The 18535-nt window shown below is 61.6% G+C and carries 16 protein-coding genes; 9 read left to right on the plus strand and 7 right to left on the minus strand.

Going from position 1 to position 18535, the window contains the following annotated elements; translation table 11 throughout:
* Window positions 1–7 precede the first annotated feature (7 nt).
* The gene (locus BTO02_RS26025; protein ID WP_075160025.1) at window positions 8–316 is read right to left on the minus strand and encodes a non-heme iron oxygenase ferredoxin subunit; all 309 of its coding nucleotides are present in this window, start codon (window positions 314–316) and stop codon (window positions 8–10) included.
* Window positions 317–372: 56 nt separating this feature from the next.
* Window positions 373–1527, minus strand: coding sequence for a fatty acid desaturase family protein (locus BTO02_RS26030; protein ID WP_075160026.1), 1155 nt, complete (start codon window positions 1525–1527; stop codon window positions 373–375).
* Between the two features lie 101 nt (window positions 1528–1628).
* Between BTO02_RS26030 and BTO02_RS26035 the strand changes: the two genes are divergently transcribed.
* Window positions 1629–2690, plus strand: coding sequence for a LacI family DNA-binding transcriptional regulator (locus BTO02_RS26035; RefSeq protein ID WP_075160027.1), 1062 nt, complete (start codon window positions 1629–1631; stop codon window positions 2688–2690).
* 99 nt (window positions 2691–2789) lie between these two features.
* Here BTO02_RS26035 and BTO02_RS26040 read toward each other — a convergent pair whose 3' ends face one another.
* Entirely contained in the window at window positions 2790–3116 is a 327-nt protein-coding gene (locus tag BTO02_RS26040) for an HdeA/HdeB family chaperone (protein ID WP_075160028.1), read from the minus strand.
* A gap of 357 nt (window positions 3117–3473) precedes the next feature.
* Between BTO02_RS26040 and BTO02_RS26045 the strand changes: the two genes are divergently transcribed.
* The 4 genes from BTO02_RS26045 (at window position 3474) to BTO02_RS26060 (ending at window position 7769) form a co-directional block, all read left to right on the plus strand.
* Window positions 3474–3893, plus strand: a complete 420-nt coding sequence (locus BTO02_RS26045) for a FecR family protein (protein WP_232243676.1) — start codon at window positions 3474–3476, stop codon at window positions 3891–3893.
* A complete protein-coding gene (locus tag BTO02_RS26050) occupies window positions 3893–4516 on the plus strand; it encodes an OmpA family protein (protein ID WP_232243677.1) in 624 nt (207 codons plus the stop codon). Before BTO02_RS26045 ends, BTO02_RS26050 begins: the two co-directional genes overlap by 1 nt.
* A 136-nt stretch (window positions 4517–4652) precedes the next feature.
* Window positions 4653–6107 carry a CHASE2 domain-containing protein gene (locus tag BTO02_RS26055; RefSeq protein WP_232243678.1) on the plus strand — a complete coding sequence of 485 codons (1455 nt, stop codon included), beginning with the start codon at window positions 4653–4655 and terminating at the stop codon, window positions 6105–6107.
* A 288-nt stretch (window positions 6108–6395) separates the two neighbouring features.
* Window positions 6396–7769, plus strand: coding sequence for an MFS transporter (locus BTO02_RS26060; RefSeq protein WP_075160031.1), 1374 nt, complete (start codon window positions 6396–6398; stop codon window positions 7767–7769).
* A 45-nt stretch (window positions 7770–7814) separates the two neighbouring features.
* Here BTO02_RS26060 and BTO02_RS26065 read toward each other — a convergent pair whose 3' ends face one another.
* Window positions 7815–8672, minus strand: coding sequence for a DMT family transporter (locus tag BTO02_RS26065; RefSeq protein ID WP_232243679.1), 858 nt, complete (start codon window positions 8670–8672; stop codon window positions 7815–7817).
* 154 nt (window positions 8673–8826) lie between these two features.
* On the opposite strand from BTO02_RS26065, the gene gcvA reads away from it, so the two are divergent.
* Entirely contained in the window at window positions 8827–9762 is a 936-nt protein-coding gene (gcvA, locus tag BTO02_RS26070; protein WP_075160033.1) for a transcriptional regulator GcvA, read from the plus strand.
* On the opposite strand, the gene BTO02_RS26075 is transcribed toward gcvA, so the two are convergent.
* The gene (locus BTO02_RS26075; protein ID WP_075161399.1) at window positions 9714–10664 is read right to left on the minus strand and encodes a LysR family transcriptional regulator; all 951 of its coding nucleotides are present in this window, start codon (window positions 10662–10664) and stop codon (window positions 9714–9716) included. The genes gcvA and BTO02_RS26075 overlap by 49 nt on opposite strands.
* 108 nt (window positions 10665–10772) lie before the next feature.
* Between BTO02_RS26075 and BTO02_RS26080 the strand changes: the two genes are divergently transcribed.
* The 3 genes from BTO02_RS26080 (at window position 10773) to BTO02_RS26090 (ending at window position 16986) form a co-directional block, all read left to right on the plus strand.
* Window positions 10773–12284 carry a CoA-acylating methylmalonate-semialdehyde dehydrogenase gene (locus BTO02_RS26080; RefSeq protein WP_075160034.1) on the plus strand — a complete coding sequence of 504 codons (1512 nt, stop codon included), beginning with the start codon at window positions 10773–10775 and terminating at the stop codon, window positions 12282–12284.
* A 469-nt stretch (window positions 12285–12753) separates the two neighbouring features.
* Window positions 12754–15789 carry an enterotoxin A family protein gene (locus BTO02_RS26085; RefSeq protein ID WP_075160035.1) on the plus strand — a complete coding sequence of 1012 codons (3036 nt, stop codon included), beginning with the start codon at window positions 12754–12756 and terminating at the stop codon, window positions 15787–15789.
* Window positions 15790–15885: 96 nt separating this feature from the next.
* Entirely contained in the window at window positions 15886–16986 is a 1101-nt protein-coding gene (locus BTO02_RS26090; protein ID WP_075160036.1) for an NAD(P)H-dependent flavin oxidoreductase, read from the plus strand.
* A 124-nt stretch (window positions 16987–17110) separates the two neighbouring features.
* Here the strand turns inward: BTO02_RS26090 and BTO02_RS26095 are convergent, their stop codons facing one another.
* Window positions 17111–17347, minus strand: a complete 237-nt coding sequence (locus BTO02_RS26095; RefSeq protein WP_075161400.1) for a tautomerase family protein — start codon at window positions 17345–17347, stop codon at window positions 17111–17113.
* A 105-nt stretch (window positions 17348–17452) separates the two neighbouring features.
* Window positions 17453–18163, minus strand: a complete 711-nt coding sequence (locus BTO02_RS26100) for an SDR family NAD(P)-dependent oxidoreductase (RefSeq protein ID WP_075160037.1) — start codon at window positions 18161–18163, stop codon at window positions 17453–17455.
* Window positions 18164–18535 lie beyond the last annotated feature (372 nt).

Consider the following 18535-nt stretch of genomic DNA (forward strand, 5'->3'; position numbering starts at 1 on the left):
TCCTGCTTCAAACCTCGATGAAAATGCGTCCGCCTTCGACTTTCGCCGCATACGTCTTCAGTTTTTCGCATACCGGTGCGCAAAGCGGGCGGCCATCGCGGACGTCGAAACGGCCATTGTGCTTCGGGCACTCGATCACGTGGCCCATCACGAGTCCGTCGGCCAGATGCACGTGTTCGTGCGTGCAAAGGCCGTCGGTTGCAAAGACGTTGTCTGCGATCCGGTAGATCGCGAAGGTGCGCCCAGCGTGATCGAAGCGCGTGACGTCTTCGTCTTCGATATCGTCGAATGCTGCTGCGTCGAGCCACTGTGTCATTGCTTGTCTCTCCGGTTAGGGTTCTCTGTGATGGGGCTATCTGCGGCCGGATCGGTTCACGCACGCGCGGCCGCTTCGGGCACGGGTCTCGCGATCGAATACGATGGATCGTGCGTTTGGCGTACGAGCGCCGGAATGATCTCCGCGTAAGCGGCAATCGTGCTGCCATAGGGCGGCGGCATATCGGCCTTCACGACATCGTGCAGGCGCGGCAGCGCATGGAACGGCACCATCGGAAACATGTGGTGCTCGACGTGATAGTTCATGTTCCAGTAAAGAAAGCGGAACACCGGGTTCATTCGCACGGTGCGGCAGTTGCGTCGATGATCGAGCACGTTCTCGGGCAAGCCCGCGTGCTGCGTCAAGCCGAAGTACAGATAGAGCCATCCGCCGTAGAGACTCGGCAAGCCGATATAAAGCAGCGGCAGCACCGAACGGAAACAGACGCACGCGGCGATCACGACCAGATAGATCGATACGGCGATGCGTGCTTCGCGAATCACCTTCGGCCATTCGGACTCGGGCACGAAGGTCTTTTCTTCTTCGCCGACGCGGCCGAACGCAGCGCCGATCATTTTCGGCAATTCGTGCGCGACATGCCTGATTGCGAAGATGCCGAGCGCGAGACCCAGCCAGTCAGTCGGTTTTTGCGCGGCGATTTCGGGGTCGCGCCCGACGATCAGCGTATCGGTATGGTGGCGCGCATGACTGTAGCGCCATACGGTGGCGCGCCGGAATATCTGGAACGAAGCGATCTGATAAAGCACGTCGTTCATCCAGCGTGTTTTGAATGCGGTGCCGTGCCCGCATTCATGCCAGCGCGAATCGGCCGGGCTGCAATAAAGCGTGCCGTACAGCCAGAACGCGGGAATCGCCCACAGCGAATGCGCGTGCCAGGCGAACCACGCGACGACGCCGCTTGCGACGATCGCCGCATACCAGATCGCCGTATCGCGAATCGCGCGTGCGTCGCTGCGCTGCATCAATTGCTTCATGACCGGGCGCGGCACTGCGCACTTGTACCAGGTCGCGTTGACGAGGCCGGCGGCGCGCGCTTGTTCTCCCGCGCCGCCGATCAGCCGGTAGGCGGCGCGCTGCGCGGCACGCGAAGCTTCGTGCGCGGGCGTTGGCGTATTGATGTCGGCCACCTGTGTCTCCTTGATCTTTTTTGCGTTGCACACCGAAAAGCGCGCAAGGCGTGTGATCAACATAGCTGACGGCCGTTTAACGCTCAACAGGAAGGTTGACGAAATTTCGTCATTCTTCTAGCGTACGGGAAAGCTTCAGACGGGACGGCAGCCACGGAGGAAGCGTGTCGATCGAAACCCCACCGCGCTGGCGCAAGCGCACCGCGCGCTTCGTCGAGATTGCAGAGCGGGCCGGCGTCAGCACGGCGAGCGTCGATCGCGTGCTCAACGAACGCGGCAGCGTATCGGCGAAAACGCGCGAACGCGTCGTCGCTGCGGCTCGCGAGCTTGCGCTGCCAAGGCTGTTGCCCGATACGCAGCACGGCCTGATTCATATCGACGTGCTTCTACCCGACAGCGACGCCCCGTTTTTTTGCCGACTGCGTGACGCCGTGCAACGCGCGATGCAGATGCTTGACAGACGTGTCGTGGTGCATCGCACGCTGATGTCGGCCGCGGACGAAGCGGATTTGCCGCAAACGCTCGCGCACTCCGGTTACCGGCGTGCCGCGCTGATCGTCACGACGCACGACACGCCGCAGGTGCGCGACGCGCTCACCGCCGCGATTGCGCGCGGTGAAGCAGTGGTCACGATGGTGACCGATGTCGGCGGCATCGAGCGGTTACGTTATGCGGGTATCGATAATCTGCGCGCCGGGCGCACAGCCGGTTACTTCATCGGACGGTTCGCGCGCCAACCGGGCAGGGTGCTGCTGCTGCCTGCGCGTATGGACTATCGCGCACATGTCGAGCGTATCGAAGGTTGCCGCGCGCAGCTCGCCGAACGCTTTGCGCATCTGACCTGCGAAATCGGCGAGGAGCCGACCCTCGATCACGACGATCGCAGCTTCCGCGCGGTGAGCGCCGCCTTAAAGCGCGGCGGCCTCGTCGGCATCTACAACACCGGCTACGGCTCGGCCGGCATCGCTGCGGCGCTGCGCAAGTCCGGCGCGTCGGGCAGTGTCGTCTGGGTGGGGCACGAGATGCTCGATCAGCATCGCGCGTTGATCGACGCAGGCGTGATGGATATCGTGATCGACCAGGATCCGGACGGGCAGGTGATCTCGGCGCTGCAGCACGTATTGCATGCGTGCGGCGTCTTGAACGAAATGCCGCACGACGAGCCTGTCGAGTTCCGCGTGTTCTGTTCGGCGAATGTGAGGGCGACCGGTTATCTGGGCGATTGACGCATCATGCAGCCGGCGTTGCCGTCGCAGCGCCGACGTCGCTCTATATTCACACCAATCGGCCTTTACCGTGCTGAAGGCAGCATTGCGCCGTGCGGCCTAGTGATGATCGAACAGCTTGAGCTGACCGCTCTTGTACATCGCGCGCACCTTCGTATGCAGCGACGCTTTCGGCGACTTCTGGCACTCGCCGACGAGCGCCGCGATCGGGGTGGCGGTATCCACCGTCATCGTGTCGGTCTCCGTAATGCCGAGCTTGTCGACGCCGGCCAGATAGTAGACGACCGCCGGCCGATAGGCTTCGTCGACCGCGAGGAAGTCCTCGCATTTCATCTTCATCGGATTGGTTTTTTGCGGAGTTTGCGCCGATGCAGGAATGGCGATAACTGCACCGACAAGGCACGCGACCATCACTTTGCGGTTCATTTCTTTCTCCGGACACGGGGGGGGCGACCTGCATCGGGCAGTATTGTCCGCAGAGCCGATAAAACAATTGGACTTTGGTCTTATATCGCGTCAGTCTTATCGCGCACGCATAGAGCAGTGCTTAACGGCACGGCCTTCGTATTGCGTGCGGGATCAGGCAATCATCTGCAGAAAAAATGCCGATCCGGGCGGCGTTATGGGTGCTATCGCACAGAGTGACCCGATCACGCGTCCCAGTAGTCGAAGCAGGGAGCAAAGTACAACGTACAGAAAACGTTTGACTTGCCATCACGGTGGTCGCCTATGTGCAACAGCGGACAAGCCATTCGGTATGCGCTGTTTCTTGCGTGTCTATGCGTGCCTGTCTCTCGAGCGTGCGCGGCCGATGCGATCGGCTATGTCAAGACCGTCAAGGGCAGCGCACGCATCGAGCGGAGCGGACAAAGCCTGAACGCGGCCGTCGGCAGCGAAATTTATAGCGGCGATCGCATCGTGACGGGCCCGGACTCGTTTGTCGGCATCACCCTGCACGACAATACGCTGCTTGCCGAGGGTGCCAATTCGACGCTCGAACTCGGCAACTTTGCGTTCGATACGACGACTTACGAAGGCGCGCTCGACGCGACCATCAAGCGCGGCTCGCTCGCGGTAGTCGACGGCAAGATCGCGAAGACCCATCCCAATGCGGTTCGTTACAGCACGCCGACCACGACACTCGGCGTGCGCGGCACGGAGTTCATTATCGAAGTGGGCGGTGACGCGGAGAGTGCGCGGTGATGGCCGCGATGCGTGGCTGCCCTGGGTTCGGGCGCCTGTCCGTCGCGGTATTCGGCGTACCGGTTTTATTGTGCGCATGCAGCACGCCGCGCGACAGGATCACGCTATTGCCGGACCCGGATGGTCGCGTGGGAGCGGTCGTCGTGAAGAGCGCGACGCAATCGCAGGTGCTCGACAAGCCCTATGCGAGCGTCGACGTCGCGCGAGGCGGCGCGATCGCACAAAGCATGGACAGCGCTTCGGCGGTGCAGGCACACTATGGCCAACTGCTTGCCGCACAGCCTCCGCGCCCCGTCACGTTCACGATCAATTTCCTGTTCGATTCGGCTACCCAGCTGGCGCCAGAATCGTCGGCCACCGTCGTGAAGCTCAAGGCCACGCTCAAAGACTGGCCGGCGCCTCATCTGACGGTTGTCGGCCATACCGATCTCGTGGGTAGCGATACCTTCAACGACAAGCTGTCGTTGCGGCGCGCGCAAACGGTTGCGGCATTTCTGGTCAAGGCGGGCATTCCCGCCAGACAGATCGAGACGGCAGCCCGCGGCAAGCGCGAGCCGCTCGTGCCTACCGCGGACGGCGTGCCGAATCAGGCGAACCGGCGCGTCGTCATCACGATTCAATAGGCTCGCCGCGTGCTGCCGCGCATTGAATCGCCGCGCATTGAATCGATATAGGTCTGCGCTCGCTGACATGAAGCTCTTTCGCAACGCCTCGATCGAATGTCTGAAAAAGTTGCCGAGGGCGTACAAGGGGCGCCCCATGGCGTTCGCGGTGCTCCTCGGTCTCAGCGTGCTCAACCTTTGCAGCGAGTGGCCGCACGGCATTACCCGCCCCGCGTGGCTGGACGCCTACGACAGCGTCTTGCCCGATTCGTTTGGAAGACCGCGGCAACTTCTCTTCGACCATTTCCAGCGCTGGTTTCCGCGCGTTCCCGCGAGCGAGCCCGTCACGATCGTCGCGATCGACGACAGAACACTTGCCGCCGTTGGCCAATGGCCGTGGCCGCGCAACAGGCTGGCGACGCTGATCGATGCGATCGCTGCGCAAAGACCGCGGGCGATTGGGCTCGACATCTATATGCCGGAGGCCGATCAGACGTCGCCCGATAAAGTGGCCGACAATCTGCCGCCGTCGGCCGCGTCGCTGATTACCGGTTTGCGCGCGCTGCCGAGTCACGAAGCGATTCTTGCGCGATCGCTGCGGGCGGCGCCGTCCGTACTCGGTGCGGCGGCGTCCGACCATGCGTCGGACGATACGAGCACCGATATGCGCAGCGCGCCGATTCTCGTGCACGGCGGAAACGCGCTGGGTAGCGTGCAGAGGTTCGACTATGTACTTGCGAGCTTGCCGGAGCTGCAGGCGGCCGCGCACGGTCAGGCGATGCTCAATGTGGCGCTCGAGCAGGGCACGGTGCGGCGCATTCCGCTCGTCATGGGGCTGGGCAACAAGCTCGTGCCCAGCTTGCCGATCGAAATGTTGCGCGTCGCGACGAGATCGCCGATGGTCGAAGTTTTCGCGAGCGCATCGGGCGTCAAGGCAGTGGGCGTGGCCGATGTGCAGGTGCCCACGCAACCGGACGGCGAAATCTGGCTGCATTTCGCATCGATCCGCTCGACGCAGAACCGCTACGTGTCCGCACGCGACGTGCTGCAAGGCAAAGTGGATGCCGATCGTATGCGCAACAAGCTCGTGCTGGTCGGCCTGACCGGAACGGGCCTTCCCGATGTGCGCGCGACGCCGCTCGGCGAGCAGGTGCCGGGCATCGAGATCCAGGCTCAGATCATCGAGACGATTTTCGATGGGCGGTTCCTGCAGCGTCCGGCGTGGATCAAATGGGGCGAAAGCGCATTCATCCTGGCGTTCGGGCTGCTCATCATCTGGTACTTCCCGCGTACCGACTCGCGCCTCGCGGCCTTTATTCGAAGGGTGCCCAAGGCATCGGCGATCCTCGGCATCGCGCTCAATCTGCTGTCGCTGCTCAGTTGCGTGCTGCTGTTCCGGTATTTCGGGTTGCTGGTCGATGCAGCTTCGATTTTCATTATCGGGTCTGCAGTGATGGGCTCATTCTTTTCGACCGCAATACTCGACGACGATGCGAGAACCAGACGCGACGCGGCGCAGACGCAGATGGGCGAACGCGACAAGCGCAGTGCGGGGAAAGTACGCGATGGCGCGCTCGCGCGCTGGAAACGCATCCGTCGAGCTTCGAAGTGAATCGGCATATCATTCGTGACTGTCCACTCGCCAGCGCGATCGAAACCGCGCAACAGCAAAACAGCAAAACAGCAAAACAGCAAAACAGCATAAAAACGGCAAACGCTGCTTGTGGCCCCTGGTAAATGTCCTGGTGAGCCGTTCATTGGAATTCGGTTTTCTGCGAATTACAGTTCAACGAACCTTTTTAGCCGACCTGAGTTCGATACCTCGGTTTTTGCCCCAATGCCGGTCGCCCTCTTCAGGGTGCATATTGGTGTCCGAACTGCCACCATCTAGGGGATGTCAATGGCTGCCACGCATTCGGGGGCTACGCCCCTGTCCGAAGAGGAAGCCCGGCGCCAGTTGCGTCGTGCGGTAGTTGCCAGCACGATCGGCACGACGATCGAGTGGTACGACTTCTTTCTCTATAGCACGGTAACGGGTCTCGTCTTCGCGAAGCTGTATTTTCCGCAGTCCGACCCGCTGGTCGGCACACTGCAGGCCTTTCTGATCTACGCGGTCGGCTTTATCGCGAGGCCTGTCGGCGCGGCCATCTTCGGTCATTACGGCGATCGCATCGGACGCAAGGCGACACTCGTCGTTACCCTGCTGCTGATGGGTTTCGCGACCTTCCTTGTTGCGTTCGTCCCGACTTATGAGTCGATCGGCATCTGGGGCGCCATTCTTCTCACGGTGTTGCGGTTCGTTCAGGGCGTCGGTGTCGGCGGAGAGTGGGGCGGCTCGGTGCTGATGTCGATGGAATGGGCGCGCACCGATTCGCATCGCGGCTTTATTGCGTCGTGGCCGCAGTTCGGCGTGCCGGCAGGGCTTTTCGTCGCGAATCTCGCGGTGCTCGCAACGAGTGAGATGTCCGGCAGCAGCTTTCTGACCTGGGGATGGCGCATTCCGTTTGCGTTCAGCATCGTGCTGGTCGCGATCGGCCTGTATATACGCTTGAGCATTCTCGAGACGCCGACTTTCGCGCGGCTGCTTGCCGAGCAGAAGATCGAGAAGACGCCGACGCTCGAAGTATTGCGCCGCCAGCCGAAGGACATTCTGCTGTCCGCATTCGCGCGGATGGCCGAGCAGGCGCCGTTCTATATCTACACCGCCTTCGTGTTCACGTACGGCGTAACGACGCTCGGTTTGTCGCGCAATCTTTTGCTGACGGCGGTGCTCGTCGCCTCGATGTGCGAGTTCGTCACGATACCGTTGTTCGGGCATATTTCCGATGTGATCGGGCGGCGCAAGATGTACATCATCGGCTCCGTCGCAGTGGGCCTATACGGATTCATCTACTTCACGCTGCTCGACATGCGCAACCCGGTGTGGGTTTTTATCGCCATTGTGCTGTCGCTCGTGCCGCACGCGATGATGTACGGGCCGCAGGCCGCTTTTATCGCAGAGTCGTTTACCGGGCGCTTGCGTTACAGCGGCGCGTCGCTCGGCTACCAGCTCGCATCGATTATTGCGGGTGGCCCCGCGCCGCTGATCGCCACTGCGCTGTTTGCGTACTACCACTCGGGTATGGCGATCGCACTCTATGTGCTTGCTTGCGGAGTGATCAGCGTGATCGCCGCCTCGCTGCTCGGAGACTACACGAACAAAGACATCTCGCGAGAATACGACGAGGCGCCGACGTCCTTCGGAGAGCACGGACATGCGCCGCGCGCCAGGTGACCGGTCCGCTTCGCCATAAGCGGCGAAGCGGGCGATCTTCGACATTTATGTCAATTTCAGCGTAATGACGCCAAGCAGGATGACGAGCGCCGCGACCGGGCGGCTATAGCCGTGGCGCTCCTTCAGAACGAACACTGAAATCGCGGTGCCGAAGAGGATCGCCGATTCGCGCAACGCAGCGACCATGGCGATCGGCGCACGCGTCATTGCCCATAGCACGAGCGCATACGCTGCCACTGTACAGGCGCCGCCGATCGACATCAGATACCAGCGTTCGCGAAAATGCGCTTGCGCGGCGACTCTGTGACGCGCAAGCGCCCAGATCAGAACCGGCGGCGCGGCCAGCGCGAACATCCACATCGTGTATGAAGCGGAGTGGCCGGAGAGCCGTGCGCCCGTGCCGTCGATAAGCGTATAGATCGCGATCATGACCGCATTGATCAGCGCGAGACGGGTCGTGCGGGCCGGGTTGCGGCCGCTGCCGTGATTGACGAGCAGCAAGCCGAGAATGCCGCCGCAGATCAACACCACGCCGAACCATTCGCCCGCGGTAAGCCGTTCGCCGATCAGCGGCAGGCTTGCAATCGCAACGAGCAATGGCGGCGCGCCGCGCATCAGCGGGTACGCGTGACTCATATCGCCGCCGCGATAGGCCGCCCCGATCAGCAGGAAATAGACGATATGAACAAGGGCGGACGCGACGATGTACGGCCAGCTGGCGGCATTGGGCAATGGAAGGAACGGCACCGCGATGGCGCAAATCACACCGGCGCTGCCGGTGACAAAGACAATATCGAGAATTTTGTCCGGGCTCGCTTTCACGAGCGCATTCCAGCTTGCATGCAGAATCGCCGCGAAGAGAACGACCAGCATCACGCCTGTAGACATCACGCCTGTAGACATTGTTTAAGCCCCTCTGTATGTTTAGCAGCTTAACTATCTTGATCTGGCGTGACAAACGAGATAAATTGGGTATTCGCGTTAATAAAACTAACGTGAGCGCGGCGCCATGAAGCCGGCCACGAAGCTAACTCCAAGGCCAACTACAAAGCGGACAATGAAGCGAACCTTGCCTCCTCTCAATGCACTGCGCGCCTTCGAGGCGGCGGGCCGGCTCGGCAGCTTCAAGGAGGCCGCGGCGGAATTGCACGTCACGCATGGCGCGGTGAGCCAGCATGTACGTGCGCTTGAAGAATGGCTCGACGCGCCGCTGTTCGAACGGCGCAACCGGCGCGTCGTGCTCACGCCGGCGGCCAAGGCGTATCTCGACGAAATCGGGCCGCTGTTCGAACAGCTCGCGCAGGCTACATCGCGATACGGCATTCCCGCAGCCATTTCACGAACGCTGTCGGTGAATGCCGTCGCAACTTTCACACTGCGCTGGCTCGTGCCGAGACTCGCGAAATTTCATCTCGAACATCCAGGCGTGGAAGTGAAGGTCGACACGTCGAACGAGCCTTTGGAAAGTTTGAAAGAGACGTACGACGTGATCATTCGCGGCGGCCCCGATACCTTTTACGGCTATTCGATGCGCGTGTTTCTTTCCGAGGAGCGTGTGCCCGTTTGCAGCCCGGCCATGCTCGAGCGTCTGCCGGCTCGGGTGCCCGACGACTTGCGCGAGCATACGCTGCTGCATACGTCGAGCTTGCCGCGGCTTTGGCCGGACTGGCTTGCAAAAGCGAACGTTGCCACGCTGAGTCCCGCGGCGACGCTGACGTTCGATCATTTTTATCTGACGTTGCAGGCCGCAATCGATGGTGCCGGCATCGCGATGGGACCGGTCGCGCTCGTCGCGGACGATCTTGCGGCCGGGCGTCTCGTCTTGCCGTTCGATGGGCCGCGTCTGCCGTCGCGCAGCTATTGCAGTTACGTGCCGCAGGAAAAAGCCGCCGACGACCTCGTGAAGCTGTTCTGTGCGTGGCTCGAACGCGAAGGGCAGCACACTCAGGCACGCTCGAGCGGAAAGCCCTCGGCAAACGTCTCCCTCAAATAGGCCACAAAAACCGCGACCGCCCTCGGCACGTTCGGCGCGTACGGACGCACCACGTACAGTTGCTCGGCAAATGCGCCGAGCGGCCGCCAGTCCGGCATCACGATTTCGAGCTTGCCCGCCTGCACGGCGCCTTGCGCGGTGAAATCGGGCACGAGCGCGATACCGAGATCGTCGAGCGCCGCATCGCGCAGCGCTTCGCTATTGTTCGCCGAAAACGCGCCGTTCACCGATACGCTCACCGGCCCAGCCTGCGCCTTTCGTGCCGCGCGATGCTCGAAGGTCCAGACGCCCGAGGCGCTTGCGCGCGGATAAAAGAGGCAATCGTGCGCGGCGAGCTCGGCGGGCTCGGCAGGCCGGCCGCGCCGTTTCAGATACGCGCGCGTCGCCACGAGCACCGAATGCGTTTCGCAAAGTTTCCACGCAACATGCGTTTCCGGCACCTGTGCGCTATGCCGTATTGCCAGATCGAATCCTTCGGTCGCGATCGAACTGAGGCGGTCCGATACTTCGAGTTGCACTTTGACCTGCGGATTCGCGCGCAGAAAACGCGACATGCGCGGCACGAGCTGCTGGCGCACGAAGGCGACCGGCGCGGTAACGCGAACGAGCCCGCGCGCGACGCCGGCCATTTCGCGTACCGTCGAAAACATATTGGCGATTTCGTCGTAGCGCGGCCGCGTGCTTTCGACGAGCCGTTGCCCCGCTTCCGTGAACCTCACGCTGCGCGTGGTGCGCTGCACGAGCGGCACGCCGGCCGCGCGTTCGAGTTCGGCGATGCGCTGGCTCATCGCCGCCTTGCTGACGCCGAGACGCGCGGCCGCGGCCGTGTACGAACCCTGCTCGGCCAGCACCGTCAGCCAGTGCAGGTGCACCCATAGCCCTTCGATCTTTTGCGTGTCCATCGATGGATTGTTCACCATACAAAACAATAATTTCAATGTTACCGCCTTTGCTTGGGCGGCGGGCGTTCATACACTGTGCAGGTAGCGATTTTCGACCAAGGAACGGACATGCAAGCCTATACAGACACAGCCGACGTCACCCACTACATCAACGGCAAACCGGTGCGCGGCGCGGGTGAGCGCACGCAGCCGATCTTCAATCCGGCGACCGGAGAGCGCCCGCGCAAGCTGTTGCTCGGCGAAGCGGCGGACGTCGATGCCGCCGTCGCGTGCGCGAAAGCCGCGTTCCCGAAGTGGGGCAATACGCCTCCGATTCGCCGCGCACGCGTAATGCTGCGTTTTCTCGAACTGATGAACCGGCATAGCGACGAACTGGCCGCCATCATTACCGCGGAGCACGGCAAGGTATTTTCCGACGCGCAAGGCGAAGTCGCGCGCGGCATCGACGTGATCGAGTTCGCATGCGGCATCCCGCAACTGCTCAAAGGCGATTACACGGAACAGGTGTCGACCGATATCGACAACTGGACCGTGCGTCAGCCGCTCGGTGTGGTGGCCGGCATTACGCCGTTCAACTTCCCGTGCATGGTGCCGTGCTGGATGTTCCCCGTTGCGATTGCGGCCGGCAACGCGTTCATCCTGAAGCCGAGCGAGCGCGATCCGTCGGCAGCGCTGTTCATGGCGAAGCTGCTCAAGGAAGCGGGCCTGCCCGATGGCGTTTTCAACGTCGTGCAAGGCGACAAGGTAGTCGTCGATGCGCTGCTTGCGCATCCGGACGTGAAGGCAATCAGCTTCGTCGGCTCGACGCCGATTGCGAATTACATCTATGAAACGGGCGCCAAGCACGGCAAGCGCGTGCAGGCGCTCGGCGGCGCGAAGAATCACCTCGTGGTGATGCCCGATGCGGATCTCGACAAGACCGTCGATGCCTTGATCGGCGCAGGCTACGGTTCGGCCGGCGAGCGTTGCATGGCCGTTTCCGTCGCGGTGCTGGTGGGCGACGTGGCGGACAAAATCATCCCGCGCCTTGCAGAGCGTGCGCGCGAACTGATCGTCAAGAACGGCATGGAGCCCGATGCGGAAATGGGCCCGATCGTCACGCGCCAGGCGCTCGAGCGCATCGAAGGGTATATCGCGCTTGGCGTCGAAGAGGGCGCGAAGCTGGTCGTCGACGGCCGCGGGTTCAAGGTGAAGGGCCACGAAGACGGCTTCTTCACCGGCGGCACGCTGTTCGACAATGTGACGCCTGACATGCGCATCTATAAGGAAGAAATCTTCGGGCCGGTGCTTGCATGTGTGCGCGTGAACGATTTCTCCGAAGCGGTCGATCTGATCAACGCGCATGAATTCGGCAACGGCGTCGCGTGCTTTACGCGCGACGGACATGTCGCACGCGAATTCGCGCGGCGCATCGAAGTGGGCATGGTGGGCATCAACGTGCCGATTCCGGTGCCGATGGCATGGCATGGCTTTGGCGGCTGGAAACGCAGCCTGTTCGGCGATATGCATGCTTATGGCGAAGAGGGTGTGCGTTTCTATACGAAGCAGAAGTCGATCATGCAGCGCTGGCCCGACAGCATCGAGAAGGGCGCCGAGTTCGCCATGCCGACTGCGAAGTAACGCCTGCTGGAAGTTGCCGACCAGGAACACGCCGCGTGCAATCACGCGGCGTTTTTATTTTGGGCGCTCGCTCGGCGCTCCGGGCTTAGTGAGTTTTTCTCTGTACTACCTCATGCAGCGTGCGTAGTGCTCCAATGCGGACTTCAACGGATGTTGATGTGCTCGAGCGAGGAGTTCAGCGATGCTGATTCAAAGCGCAGGTAGTCGTCCAAATGCAGCCGTCGATACTCGGACTGACGAGCCGGATTGCCGGGTATTACGCGGCACGAGCGGTACGAGCACGAAAGCGCCATCGCGCACGAAGCGCGGACCCGTACTAACCAAAGACGCGGGTTTCAAGCCATTTCGGGAGTTTCGCGGCGGGGACGCGCTGAGATCTTCCGCGTGGTCTTACTATCGCTTCGATCAGGCTGACTACGCAGCTAAAACGGGGCCGAAGGGTATCTGCCAGGGATGGATTCGTCTTGCGTTGAGCAGGCTCGACGATTCCGAAACTGCGGACTTGACCGATGCGGTGCGGCACATACAAGGCGATGTGAACCATCGCGGCAGCTTTATTTCCGAAGACACGATTACGCGCGCCCGCAACCTGCAAAAATCTGCCGCACCGCTGCAACTGCGCAACTACCGTCCGGCGTCCTCGCTGCAGATGAGCGGAACGCGTGGGTCGCACGTTCGCCAGCTGTTCGAATCCGCACGCCAGAATCTGAGCGAAGGAGGCGTCGCGCATATCGGATTGGGTTTGAATCCGCGGGGCACGGATACGGGTACGACGGGACACGTATTGATGTTGCAGCGGCTGCCCCGCGGGCAGTTTGCCCTGTTTGATCCGAATAACGGTGTGATCACCTATTCGAGCCGACGCAATATGGAAGCGGGGCTGCGCCGATATCTCGACGAAGCCTTCCAGGACACGGGCATGCAGCTTACGCCGGATTTCGTGCAGTACTACGCACGTTCGCTGCCGGCACCCGGCACAACGGTTTCGCAGACGCCGGTAGAGGCGCCCGATCGGCCTCAGGCTCGGCCTGAACCCCCGCTCACCGCGTCCGCACAACCCGAATCTCGGGCCCGCGATGCACTCGAAATGCATGCGGACCAGTCGAACAGCCTGTCGAGCGGCATGTTGGCGGGAGCGGCCGGTCAACCGGACGCAATGTCGGGAATGGACCGCGGCCTTGCGACCGTTGCGTTGCGCGATATGTCGCAGGGGCATTCGTCGAATCTGACCGATGCAACGGAAAACATCAGACGCAGGCTGACGGACCCGGCGCGAAGAGCGGTAACGCTCGATGAAGTTTCCGATATGCAGCACAGCAATGGCAACGGCATTGTCGAGCCCTTGCCCGGTTATACGAGGCGCCGGGGCTCGGTCGGTATATTGGCCGCTGCAAATGTGGTCGCCGACCTGCGACAGCATTTCGGCAGCCTGCACGCGACCGACAATACGGGCACCGGATATCCGACGGAACTGGCCGTGATCAATCTCGCAATGCGCCCAGGCGTTGGCGGCGGTGCGACCGGCACGCGGGCCGATGGCGTACCGGTCGTCGTGCAGCGGATGCGCCAGATGGACGATTTCGAGGGCGATAGCTACGAGCTCTACGAACCGGGCTCGGGCGTCTACCGCTATCGCAGCTTCGGCGAAATGGCGGACGCGCTGCGTGGCGTCTTCGATGTCGGCTTCTCCGAGCTGGGCGGCGTCGATCATGCGGACACGACTTACTACGCGAATCTGGCGACGCCGATGGCCGCGGCCGGCGGTTCGCCACCGGAGAGCGCGTCCTCCGCGTTTGCGAATTTCGATCTTGGTGAACTCGAGCGGAGGCTCGGCATCATCGACGCGCGTCCAGGCGTGACGCCAAGGCCGGATCTGCCGCCGCCACCGGTCGTGATCGAGCCGAGAGCGGACCTGAAACGTTGGGCTTCGACGCCGATGGTGCTAAAGCCGGACGGATTGTTCCGGCCGTCGACGATGTCGCCTGCGCAGCTCAAGGCGCATGGCGGCTTCGATAGCGAGAAGACACGCGTCAACGACATCGATCTTGGCGTACACAATCTCGATATCGCGTCGAATCCGCATCTTGTCGACAGCGCCGGATATCTCGGCACGTTCCGCAAGGAGAAGACCGCGCTCGAACGGATGCCGGGCACCGCTGCAAACGGCTATATCTATTTCGTGGCGCCGACGCCGAACATGGTGGACGTTGCGGGGAGTCTCGGCCATCAGATGCACGCGCCGTGGGATGGCGAAGTCGCGGCGATGGGATGGATCGACTATCCGCAAATCCGCGGATGGCGCGAGGTCAAGGATGGCGTGCCGGGCAAATACGTCGCTAACCCCGACTACCGATGGGACGTCTATGACCAGACCAGCATGGCCGGCGCACAGCCGCAATTGTCGCGTTTGCCGATCGATAACAACATCTGGAATCAAACGGGCTTCAACGCGTTCGTATCGGGTGGCGGCGCGGGCGGCGAGCCAAGGAAATTCAACGAGAATCCGAATGTCGCCCACGTGCTCTTCTACGATGCCGCGTGGGAAAAGGTCCGCGAACTGAACCGCCGCCAGGCGGCGGGTCTCGATTACCGCGGGCCGTTGCGTCTGCATGCATACGGTAGCGCCGACGCATCGAAAACCGGTATCTACATCGATCCGGATAACAAGGTGCAAGTCAACACGATGTACTCGCCGTCGTCGACGGCCGAAGGTACCCGCCACGATTTCAGCTTTGCCGACGACGGCCGCTTTCATTTGCGCGACGACTACAACAAGGTTCTGCGCGTCGGCTCCGACGGCTATCTCGAGCTGGGTGATGCACCGTCCGACCCGGCCTCGCTGAACGGCGTATTCGAATACGACGGAAAACACCTGATTCACCAGGAAGATATGAAATTGCTGACGACCGGTTTGTCGGCGTTCACGCCGTTCGTCGATAGCGAAAACCATGGCGCGCGCAGCGAATGGCATTTGCGCGCGCCGGACGGAAAAGACGTCAATCCGCCTCGCGTCAACGTCCATACGTTTCGCAATCATGCAAGCGGTAGCCCGCAACAGCTTCACGCGTTTTACATGGACCCGGACACTGCCTTGCCGACAGGCGCGACGCGCTTCATTACCCGGATACCCGATAACCCGTTCACCGGCAGGTTCCTCGATAACGTCGACCGGATCACGCCCGAGATAGCACGCGACACGGCGTCATGGTTGCGCAAGAGAAACGCGGCATTGCTGTTCGACGATGGCTTTTACGCGACATCGAACCGCCCCGATGTCATGGAAGTGCGCAGGCTCGACGGAATACCGGTATGGCAAGCCGAAGGCGTCGACGTCGATCCGGATCACATCAGCCCGGTGCAATACAAGACACTGCTGCCGCTATCGTCGAGTTACCGGATGCCGGATGAAACCAGGCGTCTCGTCGAGGCGCGGGAGCAGCGGCGCGATCGTGTGGCTTCCATGCTGACGCCGGCGCCAACGGTCGCTGCGCAACGCTCGATTTGAACCGGTCGTTCAAATGAGTTTTTACTTGCGGCATGGTTGACCCTTTAGCGCCGGAAAGAGATCATTGCGCATAGACTGCTTCGTTAAAGGAATGACATGAAAACGCGCTCCGGGAATCAATCTCTTTTAAAGATGCTAAGCATCTCGAAACCGATTATTCAGGCGCCCATGGCCGGTGTCAGTACGCCGGCATTGGCGGCGGCCGTATCGAATGCAGGCGGTTTGGGGTCGCTCGGCGTGGGCGCGATGAAAGCCGATGCAGCGCGCGAGGCGATCAGGCAAACACGAGCGCGTACGCAAGCGCCGTTCAACGTCAACGTCTTTACGCATGAACCGGCGGTGGGCAATGCGACGGTCGAGAAAGCCTGGCTAGACTGGCTCGCACCGTACTTCAGCAACTACGGAGCGAACGCGCCCGAGCAGCTCGGCGAGATCTACACGAGCTTCGTGGAAGATCAGGCGATGCTCGAGGTCTTTCTCGAAGAGAAGCCCGCTGTCGTGAGTTTTCACTTCGGGTTGCCGTCGGGCAGGATTATCAGCGCGCTAAAAGACGCCGGCATAGTTCTGTTTGCATCGGCGACCAATCTGAGCGAGGCGTGCGCGGCCGTCAATGCAGGCGTCGATGCACTGGTCGCGCAAGGTGTCGAAGCGGGCGGCCATCGCGGCATGTTCAACCCCGGCGAGTTCGACGAAGCGCTCGGCACATTCGCGCTCACGCGTCTGCTGGTGGAGAAATTCGATCTGCCCATCATCGCCGCAGGCGGCATCATGGATGGCGCGGGCATTGCGGCTGCGCTGGCGCTCGGCGCGCAGGCGGCGCAACTCGGCACCGCTTTCGTGGCGAGCCCCGAAACCTCGATCGATAGCGGCTATCGCGCCGCGCTTCTCAGCGAGCAGGCGCAACACACCGTGCTGACGTCGGCAATTTCCGGCCGGCCGGCACGCAGCATGATGAACCGCTTCACCGAGCTGGGTCTCGACGCGAACGCGCCGGCGACGCCTCGGTATCCGATCGCCTACGATGCCGGCAAGGCGCTGCACGCCGCGGCGAAGGCGAAAGGCGACTTCGGTTACGGCGCACATTGGGCCGGCCAGGCCGCGGCGCTTGCACGCTCGCTGCCGGCCGCGGAACTGATGGCCGTGCTCGACGCGGAGCTCAAGGACGCGATTCGCGGGTTGCAGCAGTACGGCGGTTGAGGCCTGGCGCTTTTGCAGTCGCAACGAGGAAAGTAAACGAAAGGCTCGATCGAAGGCAGCGCGTCAAGGCGCTCGAGGCGCCTTGACGGTGCCCTTCATAGGGGCTTGACGCCTTGAGCGCTGCTCACGCAGATTTCGCTTTCTTGAGCGCGCGGAATTCGTCTACAGGCAAACCGCCCCAGCCCCAGTTTTCTTTTTCGACTTCCTGAATCACGACAAACGTGGCTTCCATCGGTTTGTTCAGCACGTTCAGCAGCACTTCGCTGACGCCCTTGATCAGCCTCGCTTTTTCTTCGGCCGTGACGGCGTCTTTGCCGGGCGCCGATCCTTCGCGGGTTACCTGAATGGTCACGATAGGCATGGATATCTCCGTGATATGACGCATGACATGCATAGATGCGCACAAACAGGCGCCGTTGCCGGCGCCCTGCTTGCGACGTGTCCAAGCCGTCGCCTGACTGACTGTTCAATGGCCCGCGCTCTGGCCGCCATCGACGTGCAGGATCTCGCCGGTGACGAACGGCGCGTTGTCGAGGTACAGCACCGCGTTGACGATATCACTCATTTCGCCCATATGGCCAAGCGGATGCAGCGCACCGAGCGCGTCGTGCGTTTCCACTGCGTGCATCGGCGACTTGATGATGCCGGGCGACACTGCGTTGACGCGAATGCCGGTCTTCGCATATTCGATGGCGAGCGACTTCGTGGCGGCGTTCAGGCCGCCCTTGGTCAGCGAGGCGAGCACGGACGGCACGCCCGACACCGCATGGTCGGCAAGCGACGTCGTGATCTGAACGACGTGGCCGCTTTTGTTCTTTTCCATCTGCTCGATCGCGAATTGCGTGACATGGAAGAAGCCGCTCACGTTGACGTTCAGGACCGCCGCGTAATCTTCAGTCGTATATTGGGTGAACGGTTTCGCGATGAAGATGCCCGCGTTATTGACGAGCGTGTCGATGCGCCCGAAGTTGGAGATCGCCGCATCGATCACGCGCTTTGCGACCTCGCGATCGCCGATGTCGCCGGCAATCGTCACGATGCCGGGATCGTCGGAGGGCCTGATCGATCGTGCCGTTGCGACAACGGCGTAGCCTTGCTCGCGGAAACCCTTGACGATTTCAGCACCGATGCCTTGCGATGCACCTGTGACGACTGCGACTTTCTTCGGGTTGCTCATGATGTACCTCGTGAAGTTGATTGATCTGCATCGAGCCAGCGGCATCGATTGATTGACAGAGTAGGTAATGTCGTGAGGTTTGCGCATACCCGCGATGAACAAAGAGACTTAACTTCACGGAACAAATGGATGTCGAATGGTGCTCGGAAATCGCATCAAATGCCGGGAGGCCTGCAAACAGGCGTTCAGAAGGGGTGCCGCGACGGATCGAGCCAACGCGGCGCATTATTGATTCCGTGTAACAACGCTTATTACATGCGGACACGCATGCGAGGGCTATGGGCTTACACTGCAGGCGGGGCGAAACTGAGGCAGCATTTCGCGGCGACATCAAGCCGTGAATTTCTCGAACAAGTGCACTAAGAACCGAAG

Origin of the sequence: Paraburkholderia sp. SOS3 (genome assembly GCF_001922345.1) — a bacterium.
GTDB lineage: Bacteria > Pseudomonadota > Gammaproteobacteria > Burkholderiales > Burkholderiaceae > Paraburkholderia.